This window comes from Maritalea myrionectae DSM 19524, assembly GCF_000423365.1.
GTDB classification, from domain to species: Bacteria; Pseudomonadota; Alphaproteobacteria; order Rhizobiales; family Devosiaceae; genus Maritalea; species Maritalea myrionectae.
Genome location: NZ_AUHV01000005.1, coordinates 18028 through 37190, shown reverse-complemented (window position 1 = coordinate 37190; position 19163 = coordinate 18028). Strand labels below are relative to the sequence as shown.

Annotated in this window: 21 protein-coding genes; 6 read left to right on the top strand and 15 right to left on the bottom strand. The window is 51.9% G+C overall.

What is annotated here, in order from left to right; genetic code table 11:
- Positions 1 to 31: 31 nt before the first annotated feature.
- Together G549_RS0114085 and G549_RS0114080 are read right to left on the bottom strand one after the other, a co-directional pair.
- Entirely contained in the window at positions 32 to 1255 is a 1224-nt protein-coding gene (locus tag G549_RS0114085; RefSeq protein ID WP_036222949.1) for an APC family permease, read from the bottom strand.
- Positions 1256 to 1317: 62 nt separating this feature from the next.
- Positions 1318 to 2820, bottom strand: coding sequence for a protein adenylyltransferase SelO (locus G549_RS0114080; protein WP_425528543.1), 1503 nt, complete (start codon positions 2818 to 2820; stop codon positions 1318 to 1320).
- A gap of 52 nt (positions 2821 to 2872) precedes the next feature.
- Here G549_RS0114080 and G549_RS0114075 point away from each other — a divergent pair, with 52 nt between their 5' ends.
- Positions 2873 to 4117 carry an FAD-dependent oxidoreductase gene (locus tag G549_RS0114075; protein WP_027835556.1) on the top strand — a complete coding sequence of 415 codons (1245 nt, stop codon included), beginning with the start codon at positions 2873 to 2875 and terminating at the stop codon, positions 4115 to 4117.
- Positions 4118 to 4172: 55 nt separating this feature from the next.
- Here G549_RS0114075 and G549_RS0114070 read toward each other — a convergent pair whose 3' ends face one another.
- The 6 genes from G549_RS0114070 to G549_RS21520 all read right to left on the bottom strand — a co-directional run bounded on the left by G549_RS0114070 (position 4173) and on the right by G549_RS21520 (position 10744).
- Positions 4173 to 5000: a dipeptide ABC transporter ATP-binding protein gene (locus G549_RS0114070; protein WP_027835555.1), complete on the bottom strand. Its 828-nt coding sequence runs from the start codon at positions 4998 to 5000 to the stop codon at positions 4173 to 4175.
- Positions 4997 to 5845, bottom strand: a complete 849-nt coding sequence (locus G549_RS20445) for an ABC transporter ATP-binding protein (protein ID WP_084634225.1) — start codon at positions 5843 to 5845, stop codon at positions 4997 to 4999. Before G549_RS20445 ends, G549_RS0114070 begins: the two co-directional genes overlap by 4 nt.
- Positions 5846 to 5856: 11 nt before the next feature.
- Positions 5857 to 6783 carry an ABC transporter permease subunit gene (locus tag G549_RS0114060; protein ID WP_027835554.1) on the bottom strand — a complete coding sequence of 309 codons (927 nt, stop codon included), beginning with the start codon at positions 6781 to 6783 and terminating at the stop codon, positions 5857 to 5859.
- 10 nt (positions 6784 to 6793) lie between these two features.
- Positions 6794 to 7801, bottom strand: a complete 1008-nt coding sequence (locus tag G549_RS0114055) for an ABC transporter permease subunit (protein WP_027835553.1) — start codon at positions 7799 to 7801, stop codon at positions 6794 to 6796.
- A 64-nt stretch (positions 7802 to 7865) separates the two neighbouring features.
- Positions 7866 to 9461: an ABC transporter substrate-binding protein gene (locus G549_RS0114050; RefSeq protein WP_027835552.1), complete on the bottom strand. Its 1596-nt coding sequence runs from the start codon at positions 9459 to 9461 to the stop codon at positions 7866 to 7868.
- Positions 9462 to 9898: 437 nt separating this feature from the next.
- Positions 9899 to 10744 (bottom strand): glycosyltransferase family 2 protein, encoded by an 846-nt coding sequence (locus tag G549_RS21520; RefSeq protein WP_027835551.1) that lies wholly within the window; start codon positions 10742 to 10744, stop codon positions 9899 to 9901.
- Between the two features lie 228 nt (positions 10745 to 10972).
- On the opposite strand from G549_RS21520, the gene G549_RS0114040 reads away from it, so the two are divergent.
- Positions 10973 to 11395: an Hsp20 family protein gene (locus G549_RS0114040; protein WP_027835550.1), complete on the top strand. Its 423-nt coding sequence runs from the start codon at positions 10973 to 10975 to the stop codon at positions 11393 to 11395.
- A gap of 45 nt (positions 11396 to 11440) precedes the next feature.
- Positions 11441 to 11707 carry a DUF1150 family protein gene (locus tag G549_RS0114035; RefSeq protein ID WP_027835549.1) on the top strand — a complete coding sequence of 89 codons (267 nt, stop codon included), beginning with the start codon at positions 11441 to 11443 and terminating at the stop codon, positions 11705 to 11707.
- Between the two features lie 98 nt (positions 11708 to 11805).
- Here G549_RS0114035 and G549_RS0114030 read toward each other — a convergent pair whose 3' ends face one another.
- Together G549_RS0114030 and hpf are read right to left on the bottom strand one after the other, a co-directional pair.
- The gene (locus G549_RS0114030; RefSeq protein WP_027835548.1) at positions 11806 to 12273 is read right to left on the bottom strand and encodes a PTS sugar transporter subunit IIA; all 468 of its coding nucleotides are present in this window, start codon (positions 12271 to 12273) and stop codon (positions 11806 to 11808) included.
- A 40-nt stretch (positions 12274 to 12313) separates the two neighbouring features.
- Positions 12314 to 12883, bottom strand: coding sequence for a ribosome hibernation-promoting factor, HPF/YfiA family (gene hpf, locus G549_RS0114025; protein WP_084634192.1), 570 nt, complete (start codon positions 12881 to 12883; stop codon positions 12314 to 12316).
- A gap of 447 nt (positions 12884 to 13330) precedes the next feature.
- On the opposite strand from hpf, the gene G549_RS0114020 reads away from it, so the two are divergent.
- A complete protein-coding gene (locus tag G549_RS0114020; RefSeq protein ID WP_027835546.1) occupies positions 13331 to 14269 on the top strand; it encodes a glutaminase in 939 nt (312 codons plus the stop codon).
- Positions 14270 to 14278: 9 nt separating this feature from the next.
- Here the strand turns inward: G549_RS0114020 and rpoN are convergent, their stop codons facing one another.
- Positions 14279 to 15778 carry an RNA polymerase factor sigma-54 gene (rpoN, locus tag G549_RS0114015; RefSeq protein ID WP_027835545.1) on the bottom strand — a complete coding sequence of 500 codons (1500 nt, stop codon included), beginning with the start codon at positions 15776 to 15778 and terminating at the stop codon, positions 14279 to 14281.
- A gap of 93 nt (positions 15779 to 15871) precedes the next feature.
- Here rpoN and G549_RS22100 point away from each other — a divergent pair, with 93 nt between their 5' ends.
- Positions 15872 to 16003, top strand: a complete 132-nt coding sequence (locus G549_RS22100) for a hypothetical protein (protein WP_281491781.1) — start codon at positions 15872 to 15874, stop codon at positions 16001 to 16003.
- On the opposite strand, the gene lptB is transcribed toward G549_RS22100, so the two are convergent.
- Genes lptB through G549_RS0113995 form a run of 4 tightly spaced genes read right to left on the bottom strand, consistent with a single transcriptional unit; the run spans position 15993 to position 18477 of the window.
- The gene (gene lptB, locus G549_RS20435) at positions 15993 to 16757 is read right to left on the bottom strand and encodes an LPS export ABC transporter ATP-binding protein (protein ID WP_036222944.1); all 765 of its coding nucleotides are present in this window, start codon (positions 16755 to 16757) and stop codon (positions 15993 to 15995) included. The two genes, G549_RS22100 and lptB, sit on opposite strands and share 11 nt — an antisense overlap.
- Positions 16747 to 17226, bottom strand: a complete 480-nt coding sequence (locus G549_RS0114005; protein ID WP_036222939.1) for an LptA/OstA family protein — start codon at positions 17224 to 17226, stop codon at positions 16747 to 16749. Before G549_RS0114005 ends, lptB begins: the two co-directional genes overlap by 11 nt.
- Positions 17219 to 17860: a hypothetical protein gene (locus G549_RS21935; protein WP_027835543.1), complete on the bottom strand. Its 642-nt coding sequence runs from the start codon at positions 17858 to 17860 to the stop codon at positions 17219 to 17221. Before G549_RS21935 ends, G549_RS0114005 begins: the two co-directional genes overlap by 8 nt.
- 2 nt (positions 17861 to 17862) lie before the next feature.
- A complete protein-coding gene (locus G549_RS0113995; RefSeq protein ID WP_027835542.1) occupies positions 17863 to 18477 on the bottom strand; it encodes a ribonuclease D in 615 nt (204 codons plus the stop codon).
- A 232-nt stretch (positions 18478 to 18709) separates the two neighbouring features.
- Here G549_RS0113995 and mscL point away from each other — a divergent pair, with 232 nt between their 5' ends.
- Entirely contained in the window at positions 18710 to 19135 is a 426-nt protein-coding gene (mscL, locus tag G549_RS0113985) for a large conductance mechanosensitive channel protein MscL (protein WP_027835541.1), read from the top strand.
- Positions 19136 to 19163: the final 28 nt, after the last annotated feature.

Sequence of the window (19163 nt, the reverse complement as noted above, 5' to 3'; positions counted from 1 at the left end):
AGTCCATCAATGGATTGGCGGGGTATTTTTCCTAAACCAGCTTAAGCGCCTCGCTCAGCAATAGTCCGGCGGAAATCAGGGCACCGAACAAGCCCAACCACTGCCAATTGCGCAAGGAGGCCGGCGCGTCTTTGCGACGGGCAATCCGCCACAGGGAAAAATTCACCAAGCTGAAGACAAACAAAATAATGGCACTGGTGGCCTGCGCCAGATGGACCAACGGAAAGCTGACCGCCAGAATGATGGTCAATCCGGCCACAAACCAGGTGGAAAACAGCGGTGTTTGGCGTTTGGCATCCAGCAGCCCAAAAATACCCGGCACAAGCTGTTCTTGTGCCATGCCGTAAAGCACCCGCGAGGCCATAATGATTTGCACCAGAATGCCATTGACCATGGCAATGGTGGCGATCACAGCAATCGGCGCGCCAGATTGGCCGGTGAGGGCAGTGAAAAGGTCGGCAATCGGCGCCTTGCTGCCTGCCAATTGCGCTTGATCCATGCTGGTTACTGCCACCAGCGCCACCAGCATATAAACAATCACCGTGATCACCAGCGTCAGCAAAATGGCGCGAGGCACATTTTTATGCGCGTCCTTGGTTTCCTCAGCCATGTTCTCAATATCTTCAAACCCAATAAAGGCGAAAAACGCGATCATGGCCGCCGTGCTCACGGCCACCATATTGGCGTTTACGGCAAACGGATTAAGGCTTTGTGCTAAAAAACCAATATCGTTCAAGTTGGGCGCACCCATAAAACCGATCACCACAAGCGTGCCGATTTCCAAAAGGGTGATAATCGCCGCGAAAATCACACTTTCCCGCACCCCAAACCAGGCAATGCCCGCCAGCGTGAGAATCACCACACTGGTGATGAGCGGCGTGGGCAAGTGCAGCAATTGTTGGAAATATCCGGCAAAAGCGAGGGCCACAACCGCGCTTGAAATGATGGCAGTGGCTGTGACGCCGAGGCCAACCACACGGCCCCAAAACGACCCGATGCCAATATTGACAAAAACGGCTTCACCACCCGCTCTCGGATATACAGCCGCGAGCTTGGCATAGCTGAGCCCTGTGGCGGCGGCGATGATCCCTGCCAGCAAAAAGGCGAGGGGCGCTTGCTGCCCTGCAAGGCCGACAATCTCGCCGATCAGCGCAAATATGCCCGCGCCGATGGTGACGCCCACGCCGTAAAAAACCAGCATGGGCAGCGATAATGTACGTTTCAGTTTAATCTGAGCATTTTCCGGTGTGCGCATCAATTTGCCTCCATTGATGCCCGCACATTACCGGAGAAGACCAACCAGCAAATTGATCTAGATTAGGTGCCGCAAAAAGTTCTCAACACCCGCTCTTCGTTTGTGGGAGGCGCAGTGAAGTCATCAAATTCCGGCTGGTCGTCATAGGGGCGTTGATAGACTTGATTGAGCGTGTTGAACAGGCTGAGATCGCCACCTTTGGCCTCTTCAATCATGCGTTCCATCAAATGGTTGCGCGGAATAAAGCGCGGATTGCTGGTGCGCATCATGTCTTGACGTGCGGCAAGCGATGCATCTTCATTGTCATGCGCGGCAGCCCATTTGCCCAGCCAATCGCGCCAGCCTTCACCCTCAAACCGATTTGAATTGACCTCAATCTCTGCCGGATCAAGGGTCGCAAGTGCGCGGAAACTATTGGTGAAATCCTGATTGTGCTTTTGCAATAAATCAAGAAAGGCCACTGCCAACGCCATATTGTCTTCAGTGAAACGCAGGCCAATTTTCCGGCAAAGCCCCGTTTGAAAGGCTTGATCATAAAGCGGCGCAAACTCATTGATAGCGTCTTGCGCCAACTGCACCGCCGCATCTTCATTTTCATGCAAGATCGGCAAGAAGCATTGGGCCAGTACCCCAAGGTTCCACCGGGCGATCCGCGGTTGGTTGTGATAGGCATAACGCCCAAATTCATCAATGGAGCTGAACACAGTTTCCGGGTGATAATGGTCCATAAAAGCGCACGGCCCATAATCAATCGTCTCGCCAGAAACTGCCATATTGTCTGTGTTCATCACCCCGTGAATAAAGCCGATCAATTGCCATTTGGCGATCAGTTCAGCTTGGCGCGCGATAATCGCTTCCAGCAGTTTGGGATATTTGTGGGCGTCACCCTCAAGCGCTGGGTAGTGACGTTGGATCACAAAATCTGCCAGTTGTGCCAAAGCCTCATGCTCACCCCGGGCCATAAAATATTGAAACGTACCGACCCGCACAAAACTGGTGGCGATGCGGGTTATGATCGCGCCGGGCAAACCCGTTTCCCGTTGCACTCGCTCACCGGTTGAAATAGCCGCAAGGGCGCGCGTGGTTGGCACACCCAAATGATGCATCGCTTCGCTCATCACATATTCGCGCAGGACCGGGCCGATGGCGGCGCGGCCATCACCATTGCGCGAAAACGGCGTCGGGCCGGAGCCTTTAAGCTGCAGATCAAATACCTGCCCCGACGCGTTGGTGACGTCGCCCAAAATATGTGCGCGCCCATCACCCAATTGCGGCACCCAATTGCCAAACTGGTGCCCGGCATAGGCCATGGCCACGGGTTGGCTTTGTGGCGCAATCTTGTTGCCTGCCAGCACGTGCAGGCCTTCTTCACCTTGCCAATAGTCAAGGTCGAGCCCCAATTCAGCAGCAAGTTGTTGATTGAAGCTCATCCATGCAGGGGCCGTTACTGGGCTGGGGGCCACAGGGGCGAAAAACCTGTCCGGCAGAGTAGCAAAGCTTTGCCCCAAAGGGGCTGTGGGGATATCCATAAGAACCACGCAACAATGATTTGAAATTTGCGCCATAATCGCGCACTTTTGTGGCAATTATTAGCAGTTCAAGTCAGAAAGGCCAAACGTGGCACAAGAGCAAACCGCGCAAACAGGTCCAAGGGTGGCCATTATCGGTGCAGGTATTGTGGGGGTAACGACCGCCCTGCGCCTGAAAGAGTTGGGTGCTTATCCCGTGTTGCTTGATAGCGCACCAGATGCAGCCACAGCCACCAGCGCCCAAAATGCAGCCCAATTGAGTTATTCAGCAGTAGATGCGGTGGCATCTCCGGCGCTGATGGCATTGATGCCGAAAGTGATACTGGGCCAATCCCCGAGCAGCAAGGTCAGCCCCCTCTGGGTGAAAGACTATTTTGCCTGGGCGCTAAAGTTTTTGACCCAGGCCAAGGCCAGCCAATATGAAAAAAACAGCTTTGCCAATCTTGAGCTGAGTTTGACGTCAAAGGCGGTGTTTCAAGAATGGTTGGAGACTTATGACTTTGATTTTGATTATCGCGCGTCGGGCAAAGTCTCCTTGTTGGGGCCGGGCGCAAACCTGACCGCCGCCCAATTGTGGGCAGACAAGAAAAAGAAAATGGGCGCGGACATTGAAGTGCTCGATCACGAAGGCGTAGTGCGCAAAGAACCGACATTCATCCAGTTCCAAGGGCGTTGCAATGGCGGGGTCTATAGCGGCACAGATGCGGTGGGGGATGCCCGCAAGTTTGCCCGTGAGGCGCTCAGATCTATTCTTGAAGAAGGCGCTGGCGAGTTCTTGCCCAATCAAAAAGTGCTCGATGTGATTATGGACAAGGACGAAATGCGCTATCTAATCACCGATCAGGGCCGGGTTGAGGCTGATGCATTTGTGATTTGTGCTGGGCTTCAATCGGTCGAACTTTGCGAACGATTGGGCAAAAACCTGCCCTTGGCTCCAATGGCGGGCTATAGCCTGTCGCTGCCCATGGGCAAAGCGGTACCAGATCTGGCGATTACGGACACAGAAAACAAAGCCGTGGTGACGCGGCTGGGCGACCGCATTCGCTATGCTGGCTATGCCGATTTTGTGCCGCAACAGCGCGGCATATCGGCCAAGCGGCTCAACACGTTTAAAGCGCGTTTGTTCGAACGGTTTCCGCTGGTCGCTGAGGACAGTGGTGACCTGTCGCCCTGGATGGGCTTTCGCCCCCTCACGCCAGATAGCCAGCCCGTGATCGGGCGCCTGACCCAGAAGAACGGATATATCAACACAGGGCACGGCATGTTTGGCTGGGCCTTAAGCGCAGGCAGCGCAGATCGTGTCGCGCGCCAGATCATGGCAGAGGTACGCTAACAAAAAAGGGCGCTGCATATGCAGCGCCCCTTAAAAGCTTCACTGAAAATGAGATCTACGCGGCGTCGACGCCCAAACGCTTTTTGATCGCATCAATGCTTGCCCGTGGCGTTGCCGCCAAAAGGGTCTTGGTGTAGTCGTGCTGCGGATTGTTGAAAATCTCATCTCGCGTATTTTGCTCAACAATTTCACCAAAATACATCACCATCACCCGGTCAGCGATATATTTCACCACAGATAGATCGTGGGAAATGAAGATGTAGGAGAGATTGAACTCGTCCTGCAAATCCGCCAACAGGTTCAAGATTTGCGCTTGAACTGACAAATCGAGCGCCGAGACGGGTTCGTCCAGCACCAAAATGTCAGGCCGCATCATCAGTGCCCGTGCAATCGCAATCCGTTGGCGTTGACCGCCGGAGAACATGTGCGGATAGCGACCATAATGTACCGCATCCAAGCCCACTTTAAGCAACATCGCCATCGCCAATTCGCGCCGCTCTTCAGCAGGCATCTTGGTGTTGATGATGAGCGGCTCTTCCAAAATCTCACCAACCTTCTGGCGCGGGTTTAGCGAGCCATAAGGGTTTTGGAATACGATTTGAACATGCTGCCGCATCTCGCTGGTCGGTGGGTTCTCGCGGATGTCGATTTTTTGCCCATCAATTTCCAACTCACCGGATGTTTGCGCATCGATGAGCGTGAGAATCCGGGCCAATGTCGACTTGCCGCAACCCGATTCACCCACAAGCGCAAGGGTTTCCCCTTTTTTCAGCTCAAAGCTGACGCCCTTGAGGGCATGCACCACATCGCCTTTTTTAAACATGGTGGCTTTGGTGACATAGTCACGGTAGATATCCGTTGCTTTAATCACTGAGTGGGTCATCGCGCTGCATCCCCTTTTTCGAAGCTGTCGGCAAAATCAGAGACGGTTGGCAAACGATCACCTACGGCCCGTTCCGGCAACGCCGAAAGCAAAGCCTGGGTGTAGGCATTTTGAGGGTTCTCAAACAGATCAAGCACATTGGCTTCTTCCATTTGTTGGCCCTTATATTGCACCACAACCCGGTGTGCCGTTTCCGCCACCACACCCATATCGTGGGTGATCATGATCAACGCCATGTTGGTTTTCGCCTGAATATCCATCAGCAGATCAAGAATTTGCTTCTGGATGGTCACATCCAACGCGGTCGTTGGCTCGTCAGCGATCAGTAATTTGGGGTTACATGAAATGGCCATCGCAATCATTACCCGTTGGCACTGGCCGCCGGACAATTGGTGCGGAAAGCTTTTCAGTTTTTTCTCAGGGTCAGGAATGCCCACCAAATCGAACAATTCATGTGCGCGGGCAATCCGCTCTTTTTTGTCCAGTTTGGTGTGTGTTTTCAGCATCTCAAAGATCTGATACCCCACCGTAAAGCACGGGTTCAGGCTGGCAATCGGCTCCTGAAAGATCATGGAAATATCTTTGCCGATAATATGGCGCCGATCACGATCACTCAGTGCGCGAATGTCTTTGCCTTCAAATTCAAGCTTATCCGCTGTGATGGTCGCCGTGTTGGGCAAAAGCCCCATCACCGCCAGCATCGCAACTGATTTGCCAGAGCCACTCTCGCCAACAATGGCGAGAATGTCGTTTTGATTGACCTTAAAGTTGACCCCGTCAACAGCCTTGAACGGGCCATCGGCGGTATCAAACGTCACTGTCAGATTTTCAATATCAAGTACCATGGTCATAATGATCAGCTCCGCTTGAGTTTCGGGTCAAGCGCGTCGCGCAAACCATCGCCCACCAGATTGATCGCCAAAACAGTAATCAAAATAGCAAGGCCAGGGAAGGTCACAACCCACCACGCACGCAGCACGAATTCACGCGCTTCCGCCAACATGGTGCCCCATTCAGGGGTAGGTGGTTGTGCGCCCATGCCCAAAAAGCCAAGGGCAGCCGCATCCAAAATCGCAGTGGAGAACGACAAAGTGGCTTGAACAATGAGTGGCGCCAGACAGTTGGGCAAGATGGTCTTAAACATCAAACGCATATGTCCTGCACCAGCAACTTTTGCACTGGTCACATATTCCCGGTTGGCTTCTGACATCACGGCCGCACGGGTCAACCGCGCAAAGTGAGGCTGCAACACAACCGCAATCGCGATCATGGCATTCACCAGGCCTGGTCCCAAAATGGCCACCAGCACCAACGCCATCAGCAATGAAGGGAAGGCAAGAATGATGTCCATCACCCGCATGATCAAGGCATCGACCCAGCCGCGGAAATAACCCGCAACCAAACCAATTATGATGCCACCGATCAAGGAAATGGTCACCACGACCACGCCAATGAACAGCGAGAACCGTGCCCCGTGCATCAAGCGGGAAAGCATATCACGCCCTACCGCGTCGGTGCCCAGTATGTAGGTCCAGGTGCCACCCTCTTCCCAAACAGGGGGCGTCAAAAACGCATCCCGGTTTTGAACGTTAGGGCCGTGGGGCGCGAGCACCGGTGCGATAACCGCCATCAGGATCATAAAGCCCACAATGCACAGGCCGATGACAGCGCCCTTATTGGCACTGAAATAGTGCCAGAACTCGTTAAGCACGGACCAACGCGCTTTGCGCGCTTCTTCTTTAACGACATCTTGGTCGATATTTTTAAGAGTAGGATCAGTCATTAGCGTGTCCTCACTGATGCCTAATGCGCGGATTGATCAAACCGTAAAGCACGTCAACTGTCAGGTTAACGACCATCACGATCAAAGCGATCAACACAAGGCCACCCTGCACCGAAGGGTAGTCGCGTCTAAAGATACTGTCGACCATCCATTTGCCAATGCCTGGCCACGAAAAGATGGTTTCGGTCAAAATCGCACCCGCGAGCAAGACGCCCACCTGCAAACCAATTGTCGTGATCACGGGGATCAGCGCGTTGCGCAGCGCATGCACGCCCACAACCTGCAATTGGCCTAAGCCCTTGGCACGCGCCGTACGCACATAATCCTCGCCCAAAACCTCAAGCATTGCCGAGCGGGTTTGCCGCGCGATCACCGCCAAAGGAATGGTGCCCAAAACAATGGTGGGCAGGATAAGGTGTCTGACCGCCGATTGGAATGCCCCGGGCTGGCCGGAAAGCAAGCTGTCGATCAGCATAAAGCCGGTAACCTGCGGGAAGAAGTACATAAGCGATATACGACCTGAAACCGGTGTCCAGCCGAGGATGCCGGAAAACAGGATAATGAGCAAAAGACCCCACCAGAAAATCGGCATGGAGTACCCGGCAAGCGCCGTGCCCATGGTGAGCTGGTCAAACCAGGAGCCGCGTTTCACTGCTGAAATAATGCCGGCAGGTATGCCGATCACAATGGCAAAAATAATGGCGCAAGTTGCCAATTCCAGCGTTGCTGGAAACAGGGTCATAAACTCGTTCAACACGGGTCGCTTGGTGGCAATGGAGGTGCCAAAATCGCCTTGGAACAAACCCACCACATAAGTGAAATATTGTTCCCATATCGGGCGATCAAAGCCAAATTGCGTCAGCAATTGTTGATAACGTTCCGGTTCAACGCCGCGTTCCCCCGCAAGCGCGAGAATCGGGTCGCCGGGCAGCACACGAACAAAGCCAAAGGCGACGATCGTGATGCCGATGAATGTGGGTACAATAAGTACCAATTTGTTGAGCAGAAATTTTAGCATGTGCGTTCAAAAGAAAGCAGGCGCCACAAATGGGCGCCTGCAATCAACCTCTTCCTAATTTGCCTTATTCGGCAAGATCAACACCGTCGAACCAGTGACCGCCCAATGGGTCCATCACATAGCCTTCGACTTTCTTGGACATAGGCATGAACACTGTTGAGTGTGCAATTGTCGCCCAAGGTGCTTCACGCTTAAACACAACCTGTGCTTCTTCATAAAGCTTGGTGCGCTCTTCTTGGTCAGAAATAGTTTTCGCTTTTTGGATCAAAGCTTCAAACTCTTCGTTACACCACTGAGCACGGTTTGAACCGCCAACACCATCACAGCCCAAAAGAACCGCTAGGAAGTTGTCTGGATCACCGTTGTCACCAGTCCAACCGAGCAATACAGCGCCTTCACGATCAATTTCTTTCGAGCGTGCAAGATATTCACCCCACTCGTAAGAAACAATCTGAACGTCCACACCGATTTTCGCAAAGTCAGCCTGAATAACTTCAGCCATACGACGTGCGTTCGGGTTATATGGACGCTGAACAGGCATTGCCCAGATTTCCATCTCGAGGCCAGTTACACCCTCTGCTTCAAGCATAGCTTTAGCAGCTTCGGGGTCATATGGATCGTCTTCGATCGCATTGTTGTAAGACCACATGGTAGGTGGAATTGGGTTTTTGGCAGCAGTACCAGCACCTTGGAAAACAGCTTCCAAGATAGCTTGCTTGTTGATCGCCATGTTCAATGCTTTACGCACTTTGGTGTTATCAAACGGAGCAACTTGTGTGTTGTACGCCAAATAACCAACGTTCAAGCCTTCTTGTTCCATCATCATCAAGTTTGGATCAGAGGCCAAAGTCTCAATGTCTGCTGGGTTTGGATAAGGTGCTACGTGACATTCGCCAGCTTTCAGCTTTTGAGCGCGCACGGCAGCATCTGTTGTAATCGCAAACACAAGATCATCGATAGGCTGTTTGCCCTGCCAATAGTCAGGGTGTGCAGCATAACGGATCACAGCATCTTTTTGATAAGCAACAAACTGGAACGGACCAGTGCCAACAGGCTCTTGGTTCAACATTTCCTTGCTGTCAGATTCTGCAAGCTGTTCTGCATATTCAGCAGATACGATTGACGCAAAGTCCATCGCAAGGTTCGCGATCATTGGCGCTTCAGGGCGCTTCAGTACGAACTTAACAGTGTAATCGTCGACTTTAACAATGTCGTCGATCAGATCTGGCATGGACATACCGTTAAAGTATTCCCATGAGATGCCTGGTACATATTCGTACCAAGGGTGATCAGCCAAACGCTGACGGTTGAATGAGAACAACACGTCATCAGCGTTAAAGTCGCGTGTAGGTGTAAAGAAGCTCGTCGTATGGAACTTCACGCCTTTACGCAAGTTGAAAGTGTACTCAAGGCCATCCTCTGACACTTCCCAGCTTTCAGCCAAACCAGGCTGAACTTGTGAAGTACCGCGCTTAAACTCAACCAAACGGTTGTAAAGCGGCTTAGAAGACGCGTCAAAAGTTGTACCAGCAGTATATGGTGCAACGTCAAAACCTTCTGGTGAACCCTCAGAGCAGTATACTAGTGTTTTTGCGTAAGCGCTACCAGCCATCAACCCCATAAGGGCTGTTGCTGCCAGCAACTTTCCGAATTTTTTCATGATAATGTTCCCTCCAATATCATTGCACGCAGTTAGTGCGTGCAGGGGAGAGAAAAGACGGTTTTGCCTTGAGTTGCAACAGCAAATCAAAAAAATTTTGCCAAAATTGTCCGACGAGCCTTACTTTTTGTAAATTCTTGCCTGAATCTTGACCGGATGTTCAAAAATCTAACCTCGATTCGGGCGGCATGTGAAACAATCGGCGCCTATCGTGGTCGGTTTACCGCTATGATGTTGAATAATAGTGCCATTTTAACACCAGGCGCAGGACGAGCCTCAATTTGATGGCATATATATTTCCAATAATCAGTATTTTGATTCGATACTTTGGGCGCCGCTAAAGTTAGGGCGTGATCAAATCGGCCTGAAACTGATAAAACGCAGGTGTGGGCTAAGTCTTGGGGCCGTTTTCCAATAAGCCGGCTCTCATTTAGACTTTATCCCAGCTTGGATTCCAATAAATCTTCGAACAATTTATGCGGTGAAGTGCTGTTCTGCGTCGCAAATTCAAGCTCGGTCTTCAGCGAAGTGCGCAAAAACTCTTTGAAACCCTGTTTTGCCGCATCAGGTTCGACAAAATCGTAATATCCTGCTTCGAGGCGCGCGAGGAGGGTGCGTTTCATCTTGGCAAATTTGTCGGCGGCGGCGGGCCCATTGCTTATTGAAACCGCTTGCTTGCGGTAGGTGTGCAGGGGCAACGGGAGATGCAGGCAATATGCCGTGTGGCAGAACGCCTTAAAAATCAAATCCATATCCACAAGACAGGGTTGATTGACATCATATTCAATTGGCAAGCGGGCGCGGTCATAAAGGATCATGCTGTCCATGGAGATATTGGTGGCTTTATAAATATCCGCGCTAAGCCGCCGTTGCGTCCCTCGCGTACCAACTTGCCGAATGGGATTGAGGGCCGCATCTGTAACCTGGAGTCCGGTCGAAATGAGCGGGTTTTCCGCTAGCAAGGGAGCGGTTATCTCAAGTTTTTCGGGCGCAAACAGATCGTCCGCATCAAGCACGGCAATAAAGTTAGATCGAGCGACATCTACGCCCGCATTTCTGGCATTTGACGACCCCGTGCCCACGCTGCCGGTGCTGGTAAACCGAATGCGCGGGTCCTTTAACCCCGCGAGCCCCAAAAGTCGCTCATAATCCTCGCCATCATCAATGCTGATCACCAATTCCCACTGGCTATAGGTTTGGGTCAGAACGCTTTGAACGCTTTCAGCAAGTGTTTCGCGACATTTGAAAGCGGGCATCACAATGGAGATGAGGGGGGCGGACATAAAACTGGGAGCCTTTCAGGCGGATTGTACGGCGTAAATAGTGTGATGATACGCATCAAAGCGTCAATCAGGTTCATCCCAATTGTGTTCAACTCTTGAATTCAATAATGGCTATGCCCATATTTCCCCTAAGCGGCCATACGGCGCCTGTTTGGGTCATTTGGTCATTGTTGCTTTTAAAGAACGCGTGTAGGTGCGCCGATGCGGCCTGCAATTGAAAGGATGATTATGTCCAGAATGTCATTTTTCTCATCGCCCTTCTTGCTTGGTTTTGACGAGATTGAGCAGCGCCTTGATCGATTGGCGAAAGCGGCGGATGGGTATCCCCCCTACAATATTGAGCGGATCTCCAATGATGATGGGGCCGAGCAATTCCACATTTCGGTGGCAGTTGCGGGCTTTACCCAAGACGAATTGGAAATCACGTTAGAAGACAATCAACTCCTCATTCGTGGGCGTCAGCAAGATGACCCCAACCGCGAATTTTTGCATCGCGGCATTGCAGCACGCCAGTTCCAACGTAGTTTTTTACTGGCTGATGGCATGCGTGTGGAAGGGGCAGCCCTGCAAGATGGGCTGCTGAACATTTCACTTGTGCGCCCCAATGTCGAAAAAGTTGCGCGGCGGATTGAAATTAAAACCGCTGAGTAACTTGTTGCGTATATTATACAGTAGTGCGTTTTGAGGAGGTGTCCTATGACACATATCGAAAAAACCGAAGCCTACGCCCCATTGAGCGTAGAAGAATTCTTGGCCCTTGGTGGTGAAGACATCGTTTATCGCCGCCGCCTGACGGGCAAACAGCTAAAAGACTTTTTGCCTGAAGCGAAAAATGCGCCGGAAAATCAGATTTTTGACGCTTTGTTCGGCGCCGATGGCACACCTTTATTGGTCACCGATGATAAAAGATCACTGACCGATTGGCTCGATGAAGCCGGCATGGATATGGCGTTGCGTCACTAAGTGGAACGCGCTGCGTTTCCGCAGGATCTAAAAAAACAAAAGCACATTCGCTGTGACCAGTGAATGTGCTTTTTTAATGTGTATTGTCGCGAAGTGAATTACGCGGCGTTGGTTTCTTCCGCTTCACGCGTCAAAAACTCATGAATATCTTCTGCGCTTTGCATTTTGCGCAACCGTTCCATAAGGCCCGGTGTGCGTGTCAGCCGTGCAATCCGCGATAGGGCTTTCAAATGGTCTGCGCCAGACCCTTGGGGCGCCAACAAAACAAATGCCAAATCAACAGGCTTGTCGTCCACAGCTTCAAACTCGATTCCATGCTCAAGCCGAATAAGAATGCAGTGTACGCCATCGAGCCCCTTGAGCTTGCCATGAGGAATGGCAATGCCATCACCCAAACCCGTGGAACCCAATTGTTCACGCTCTTTTAGCGTCTCAAAGATTTGGTGGGCGTCGAGGCCCACCACTTCACTTGCACGCTCAGCAGCAAGCTGCAAAAGCTGGCGTTTGCACGTGACTTTCGCGCAAGGCACGATCGCCTTGCTCGCCAGAATCTGTGCGATTTCCATTTATGTGCCTTTCATTGTGATCAACGAAGGGGACAAGTGCTCACTTGTTCTCAAGGGCCGGGTCGATCCAGCCAACATTCCCGTCAGCGCGACGGTAAACCACATTAACGCCGCCATGTCCAGCATGTCGGAACACAATTACGTCACTTTGGGCGAGGTCAAGCTCCATAACAGCTTCGCCAACGCTCATTGTGTGAAGATTATCAGTTGTTTCGGCAATGATCGCTGGATTGAAATCTTCTTCGACTTCTTCCTCTTTTTCGGGTGAGGCAAGAATATAAGACTGCGCTTTGAACTTGTCTGTTTGCGCATTGCGACGGTGATTCTTCAATTTGCGCTTATAGCGGCGCAACCGTTTTTCGATATGCCCTGCAGCATCTTCAAAAGCAGAAGTGGCATCGCCAGCGTCAGCGCCAGCTTGCAGAACAACGCCTGTATCAAGGTGTACTACAACATCCGCGTTAAAGCGGCTGCCTTCATGTTCAAGGGTGAGATGACCATCATACCCGCCATCAAAATATTTAGTGATCGCGGACTCCAAATGGTCATGCGCTTTTGTGCGAAGTGCATCGCCAACATCCATATTTTTTCCAGAAACACGTAGGCTCATAAGTATACCCCTTTCTCTATTGCTTATATAAGGGCGTTTTCGCCGAGGTGAATTGACCTCTGTCAATCATTTTAACGCCGCTTCGCGGTCGGATGCAATCACCTGTAATACGGATTATCGCTTCCCAAGGCCTTCCAAATGGTGAAGAAAAGCACTAACATTCGCCCCACATAGGGATGAATCGTTATGGCTCCAAGGCCTGCATTTCTGCGATGTTCCGCCCGAATCTCTTTAAGTAATTGTCTTTGCTTTCTGTGCGCGCTTGCGCCGTCCACCTCACGCAATAAGTGTGGCCAATTTGTGCTAGATTCGTACGATTATTCGTCCCAAAAATTTTTTCCGTTTTCGAGACCGCGACGGTTCTTTGCCCGTCTATCAATAAATCCGAACAGTTGGGTTGCTGTTTGGCGTTGGATTTGATGAATATGAGGGCAACAAAGGAAATCTATGAAAAGCGATCAGCAAAAACTGCAAGCTATTTTGGATCAAGCTGTGGATCACGCCCGCGCGTCAACGGAACGCGGACGGGTGGCACACTATATCCCGGAGCTGGCGAAAGCGGACCCGCAAAAAGCGGGCATTGCCGTCACGTTGGATAATGGCGAAACAATCGGCGCGGGGGATTGGCAACAACCCAACACGATCCAATCGATCTCAAAAGTGTTCACTTTGGCGCTGTGTTTGGGCACATTGGGCGACAATTTATGGCGGCGGGTCGGACGTGAACCCTCAGGTTCCGCATTTGATTCTATTTTGCAACTCGAACATGAAAATGGCATCCCCAGAAACCCCTTCGTCAATGCCGGGGCGATCGTGGTGACCGATGCGATCTTGGCCACCTACCAGCCAAAAGAGGCTTTGGGCGAAATTGTTCGATTTGTGCAGGGCCTGACGGGCGATGATCAAATCTTTATTGATGGGCGTGTAGCCCAGTCCGAAGAAGAAACCGGCCACCGCAATCGCGCCTTGGCGCATTATTTGGCGTCGTGCGGCAATCTATATAATCCGGTCGCGCACACCCTCGGCGTATATTACAACCAATGCGCACTGACCATGGATTGTGCCCAGCTTTCGCGCGCGGGCCGATTTCTGGCATTTGCAGGCACGTTGGGGCCAAATCGCCAGCAAATGGTGTCGATGAAGCGCGCCCGCCGGATCGCCGCAATCATGCTGACATGCGGCCATTATGATGGTTCTGGCGATTTTGCCTATCGTGTTGGTTTGCCCGCAAAGTCCGGCGTGAGCGGCATGATATTGGCGGCGGTGCCAGGAATTGCCTCCATAGCTGTGTGGTCCCCCGGGTTGGACCGCAATGGCAATTCCCACATCGGCACGCAAATGCTCGAATATGTTACCAATGAAATGGATTGGACGGTGTTTTCTTAAAGGGAGGTTCTAGCGCACCAATTCCCGCTTTTGTCGCCGCCGGATCACCGAAGAGGCAATGTTCATCGCTTCACGATATTTCGCCACGGTACGCCGCGCCACGTTCATGCTTTGCTCGTCATTCAATATCGCCGCAATTTTGTCATCCGAGAGGATCTTCCGCGGATCTTCCGCATCAATCAATTGTTTGATCCGGTATTTTACGGATTCGGCGGAATGGTCGGCCTCGCCGCTGGCGGAGTGAATAGCCGAAGTGAAGAAATATTTCAGTTCAAATAGCCCGCGCGGGGTGCTGACATATTTATTGCTGGTCACCCGCGAAATCGTGCTTTCGTGCATTTCAATTTCTTCAGCCACCATTTTCAACGTCATCGGTCGCAATTGCGATACGCCATGATGCAAAAAACCATCCTGCTGGCGCACAATTTCCTTTGTCACCTTCAAAATGGTTTGCGCCCGTTGATCTAAACTCTTGGTCAGCCAATTGGCGGTTTGCAAACACTCGCTCAAATAGGTTTTGTCCTCGCCCTTCTTGGCGCTGGCGCTCACGCTGGCCAAATAGGTGCGGTTGATCAACACCTTGGGCAGCACCTCTTGGTTGAGTTCAATAACCCATTCTTTGCTGTTGCCCTGTCGCACAAACACGTCGGGCACAATGGCTTGCACATTGCTGCCCTCAAATGCGCGGCCCGGACGTGGGTCCAGCCGTCGGATTTCTGCGAGCATGTCGCCCAAATCTTCGGCATCGGCACCCAACAGTTTTTGCAATTCGGTAATTTTGTGCGCCGCCAGCAGATCGAGATTATCCAGCAGCATTTGCATCATTGGGTCCAGCCGGTCTTTTTCGCGCAATTGTATCGCGAGACATTCGGTCAAATCGCGGGCAAAAATGCCCAGCGGATCACACCCTTGAACCGCTTCGAGCACCGCTTCCACATGGCCAAGTTCGGTGCCCAGCTGATCCGCAATCTGATCCAAAGGCACATCCACATAGCCAGTTTCATTGAGATTTTCGATCAGGGCGCTGGCGATCAACATGTCGCCGGGATGGCTGAGAATAAGCGAAATTTGTTCGATCAAATGATCATTGAGGGATTTTTCGCCTGCAGCGAATTGCTCAAAATCACCTGTTTCCTGCCCGCCACTCGTGTGCTTGCCTTCAGGCCAGGAGAGGGATTGCGATAGGCTGTCCTGCCCAACCTGCTCGGGATAGAGATTGGCCACATCCGTGTCCATCTCCTGCGCCACCGAGACGGCGCTGCCCAACTGTTCGCCTCGACTTGAAACGTCAACCGCGCGATCGTCAGCTTTTGCAGCGGGCTCTTCTTCGACGGTGCGTTCCTCGCCCCCATCGTCACGGTCGAGCAGCGGATTGCGCATCAGCTCTTCTTCGACAAATTGGGAAAGCTCGGTATGCGAAAGCTGCAACAGCTTGATCGACTGCATCAATTGGGGCGTTAACGCAAGCGTTTGCGATTGCCGAATATCCAATCTGGGGCCAATGGCCATGTCGATCATCGCTCCTTCCGGGCAAATCAGCGTGGTGTTGTGCTAAATTGCCATAGGTAATCGCACACATTCAAGCCGCACTATACAAAATCCGTGCCAATCTTAACACTTCTGTGCTGTCGCACCTATTTGAAAAGCCAAACGCAAGCACCAAATGTCAGCGATGTGGAAAAACAGGCAGTGCCGACAGTGCCGCTCAGCCGTGAGCTCAAACCTAAAGCGTAAAATCTTCGCCCAGATAAACCCGACGGGCTTGTTCATCATTGGTGATGGTTTCGGGGCGACCTTGGATCATCACCTGTCCCCCATGGATGATGTAAGCGCGATCAACCAGACCGAGCGTCTCGCGCACATTGTGGTCAGTGATCAAAACGCCGATGCCGCGACTTGTGAGTTGCCGCACGAGTTTACGAATTTCACCCACAGCAATCGGATCGACCCCGGCAAAGGGTTCATCGAGCAGCATAAATTGCGGGTCTGCCGCCAGGGCGCGCGCAATTTCCACGCGTCGACGTTCACCACCTGACAGGGCCAAAGCATCTGCATCGCGAAGATGCGAGATGGTGAATTCTTCGAGCAAATCATCAAGACGCGCCTGCTGTGCCTTGCGGCCGCGCACATGGCCTTGCAAGATCGCCATGATATTGTTTTTGACGCTCATGCCGCGAAAGATGGACGGTTCTTGTGGCAGATAGCCCATGCCCAGCCGACCGCGCTGAAAAAGTGGAAACTTGGTGATGGGCTTGCCATGCAACAACACTTCACCGCTATCCGGCGGGGTGATGCCCATGATCATCGAGAACACTGTGGTTTTGCCAGCGCCGTTCGGGCCCAAAAGGCCAACGGCTTCGCCGCGGTTGACCGCAACAGATACATTGCGGATCACGACCTTTTTGCCGTAGCTTTTGGCCAACGAGTGGGCCACCAGCCAGCCGGTTGGATCAAGTGATTGGCTCTGTTCTGCCGTGTTAGCCGCCACTGGAGAAAACCCCTGTCACCCGAGAGTTGGAATTGGGGTCCGATGTAAATCGGGAACTATTGTCCGTGACATCAACAAACAAATCCTTGCTGGTCACCAATGTCCCATCTTCCGTAACTTCAACATTGCCCGTCAGGTGCAAAATCTCAGTCTTTGGATCATAGGTGCCAAAATCCGCTTTGGCGGTTTTAGGCCCAAAATGAAGCGTAAGGCGGCCGGCAGCGGTCATTTTCTTCAGGTCAGACGCACCACCTTCACCGTAATAGGCAATGACTTTGGGCGAATAGAGGATAAAGTCGTCCTGTTTGACAACCACTTCACCAGTGAACACGGCCTCCCGCTTGTCTTCGAAAATTTCAAAGACATCGCCGGTGATGTTTACGGGGCCTTTTGATTGCGTCATCGCGCTGCCGACCATGGCGAAGCTGGCTAGGCATATGAACAGCAAGAATGTTGAAATTCTATTCATCTGCGGTTGGCCCTTCCTGTGGCGCCAAAGTGAGTGTCGCGCGCTCAAATTTCCAATAGTTCCCTGGCCCATCATAATGCATATTTTTAGCGCGTAGCGTGCTGCCATTGGCAAAATCAAACGCAACGCCATCATCGCCATCAAAAATCTTTGTATTCAGGTCAGCAACGCCATTGCCGATCAATCCGGTATCGCCTTTGCTGGACAAAAGATCGATCTCGCTGGTCATGGTCAAAATATTGCGCTTAAGCGAAAAGGTGCCAGTTTCTGAAGTCCCCACAACATTGTCGCCATCCACAAAATTGAGGGTCGCCTGCATCTCCACCAGATCAATCATATCTTGGTTGATAATTTTGGTGGTGGCGCTTTTCGCCGTCATCTCATAGGTGCCGCCATCGCTCAAAACGCCAGTTGCCCGGGGTTCGTCCACCACCAATTTATCCTGTTCCAGCCGAATGCCTTCAAATTGAGTTGACGGCAAAAGATTGTCGATCAAAAGGGGGATCATCAAAGCAGCAAAAATCGCGCCCCCAAGCAGGGGGATGGTCCACCGCAACCATTTCACGATGCGCTGCCGCCGCTGAACGCCGGCAAACAAATCGTTGAAGTGTGAAGCAGTGGCCGTTTCGCTCATGTTTAGCTATGGGCAAATATATCTGTTTCAGCCCAGCCTTTCAGGTCAAGATCGGCGCGGTAGGGCAAAAAGTCAAAACAGGCTTTGGCCATGTCCATCCGGCCTTCGCGTTTCAGCATCCGGTCGAGGTGACGTTTCAGATCGTGCAAATAGAGCACGTCGCTTGCGGCATATTCCATTTGTGCGCTGCTCAAATCTTCAGCGCCCCAATCAGAACTTTGTTGCTGTTTGGACAAATCAACGCCCAAAAGCTCACGACACAGGTCTTTCAAACCGTGACGGTCCGTATAGGTGCGCACCAGCTTTGAGGCAACTTTGCTGCAGTAAACTGGCTTGGTCACGGTGCCAAAAGCATTTTGCAGCGCCGCGATGTCGAAGCGGGCAAAATGGAAAAGCTTGGTCACATTTTCATCTGCGAGCAGCTTTTGCAGATTAGGCGCCTCGGTTTGCCCCTGGGCAATCTGCACCACATCGGCGGTGCCATCGCCGGGCGAAAGCTGCACCACGCACAGTCGATCCCGCATGGGGTTCAGGCCCATGGTTTCGGTGTCGATAGCAACAGATTTGCCGTAGTCATTGAGGTGGGGAAGGTCGCCCTTGTGCAAACGAATGGTCATGCAAATAGCCTAGTTTTATTGAGTATAATTTCTCTTGTGCCATACACGCGCGCCAACGCAAAGTCTGTTTCATCAATTCTTTGCGTCTTTTCGATGGCGGGGCGCAAATTCATCCAGCATTACAATTCACTTGCCTTTGGTTAATTCTTTCTTAAAGTAATCCTTCTGTCGATGACGCATCTGAATAGTTGTTCTGCGCGGCAGGTAATTGTGGGCTGATATGGGGAAAGAAATGCTCAAAGAATTTAAGTCCTTTGCCATCAAAGGCAACATGGTTGAGTTGGCCATTGGTGTGATCATTGGTGCAGCATTTGGTGCCATTGTTTCGTCACTTGTGGCGGACGTGATGATGCCGCTCATCGGATTGATCTTCGGGGGACTCGATTTTTCAAACTGGTTTATCGTGCTGTCTGACACAGGCGGTGAAACCATCGCGTCGGTGGCACAGGCACAAGAATTGGGCGTGGCAACGCTCAATATCGGGTTGTTCATCAATGCTGTTGTGAAGTTCTTGATTGTCGCTTGGGTGCTGTTCTTCGTGGTGAAGGGCATCAATTCCTTGCGCCGCAAGGAGGAGGAGAAGCCTTCCGCTCCACCATCTCCGACCAAGGAAGAAACCTTGCTCACCGAAATTCGCGATCTATTGGCGAAAAAATAACAAAAAGGGGAGCCGCAGGCTCCCCTTT

Coding starts and splice junctions, on each gene's coding strand:
- G549_RS0113995 (WP_027835542.1), bottom strand. CDS start 18,477: ATGACCATTCGTTTGCACAAGGGCGACCTTCCCCACCTCAATGACTAC.
- G549_RS0114085 (WP_036222949.1), bottom strand. CDS start 1,255: ATGCGCACACCGGAAAATGCTCAGATTAAACTGAAACGTACATTATCG.
- G549_RS0114080 (WP_425528543.1), bottom strand. CDS start 2,820: ATGGCGCAAATTTCAAATCATTGTTGCGTGGTTCTTATGGATATCCCC.
- G549_RS20445 (WP_084634225.1), bottom strand. CDS start 5,845: ATGGTACTTGATATTGAAAATCTGACAGTGACGTTTGATACCGCCGAT.
- G549_RS0114005 (WP_036222939.1), bottom strand. CDS start 17,226: ATGAATAGAATTTCAACATTCTTGCTGTTCATATGCCTAGCCAGCTTC.
- rpoN (WP_027835545.1), bottom strand. CDS start 15,778: ATGGCCATTGGCCCCAGATTGGATATTCGGCAATCGCAAACGCTTGCG.
- G549_RS0114040 (WP_027835550.1), top strand. CDS start 10,973: ATGTCCAGAATGTCATTTTTCTCATCGCCCTTCTTGCTTGGTTTTGAC.
- G549_RS21935 (WP_027835543.1), bottom strand. CDS start 17,860: ATGAGCGAAACGGCCACTGCTTCACACTTCAACGATTTGTTTGCCGGC.
- G549_RS0114020 (WP_027835546.1), top strand. CDS start 13,331: ATGAAAAGCGATCAGCAAAAACTGCAAGCTATTTTGGATCAAGCTGTG.
- G549_RS0114070 (WP_027835555.1), bottom strand. CDS start 5,000: ATGACCCACTCAGTGATTAAAGCAACGGATATCTACCGTGACTATGTC.
- G549_RS0114050 (WP_027835552.1), bottom strand. CDS start 9,461: ATGAAAAAATTCGGAAAGTTGCTGGCAGCAACAGCCCTTATGGGGTTG.
- G549_RS0114055 (WP_027835553.1), bottom strand. CDS start 7,801: ATGCTAAAATTTCTGCTCAACAAATTGGTACTTATTGTACCCACATTC.
- G549_RS0114030 (WP_027835548.1), bottom strand. CDS start 12,273: ATGGAAATCGCACAGATTCTGGCGAGCAAGGCGATCGTGCCTTGCGCG.
- mscL (WP_027835541.1), top strand. CDS start 18,710: ATGCTCAAAGAATTTAAGTCCTTTGCCATCAAAGGCAACATGGTTGAG.
- hpf (WP_084634192.1), bottom strand. CDS start 12,883: ATGAGCCTACGTGTTTCTGGAAAAAATATGGATGTTGGCGATGCACTT.
- G549_RS0114060 (WP_027835554.1), bottom strand. CDS start 6,783: ATGACTGATCCTACTCTTAAAAATATCGACCAAGATGTCGTTAAAGAA.
- G549_RS21520 (WP_027835551.1), bottom strand. CDS start 10,744: ATGTCCGCCCCCCTCATCTCCATTGTGATGCCCGCTTTCAAATGTCGC.
- G549_RS0114035 (WP_027835549.1), top strand. CDS start 11,441: ATGACACATATCGAAAAAACCGAAGCCTACGCCCCATTGAGCGTAGAA.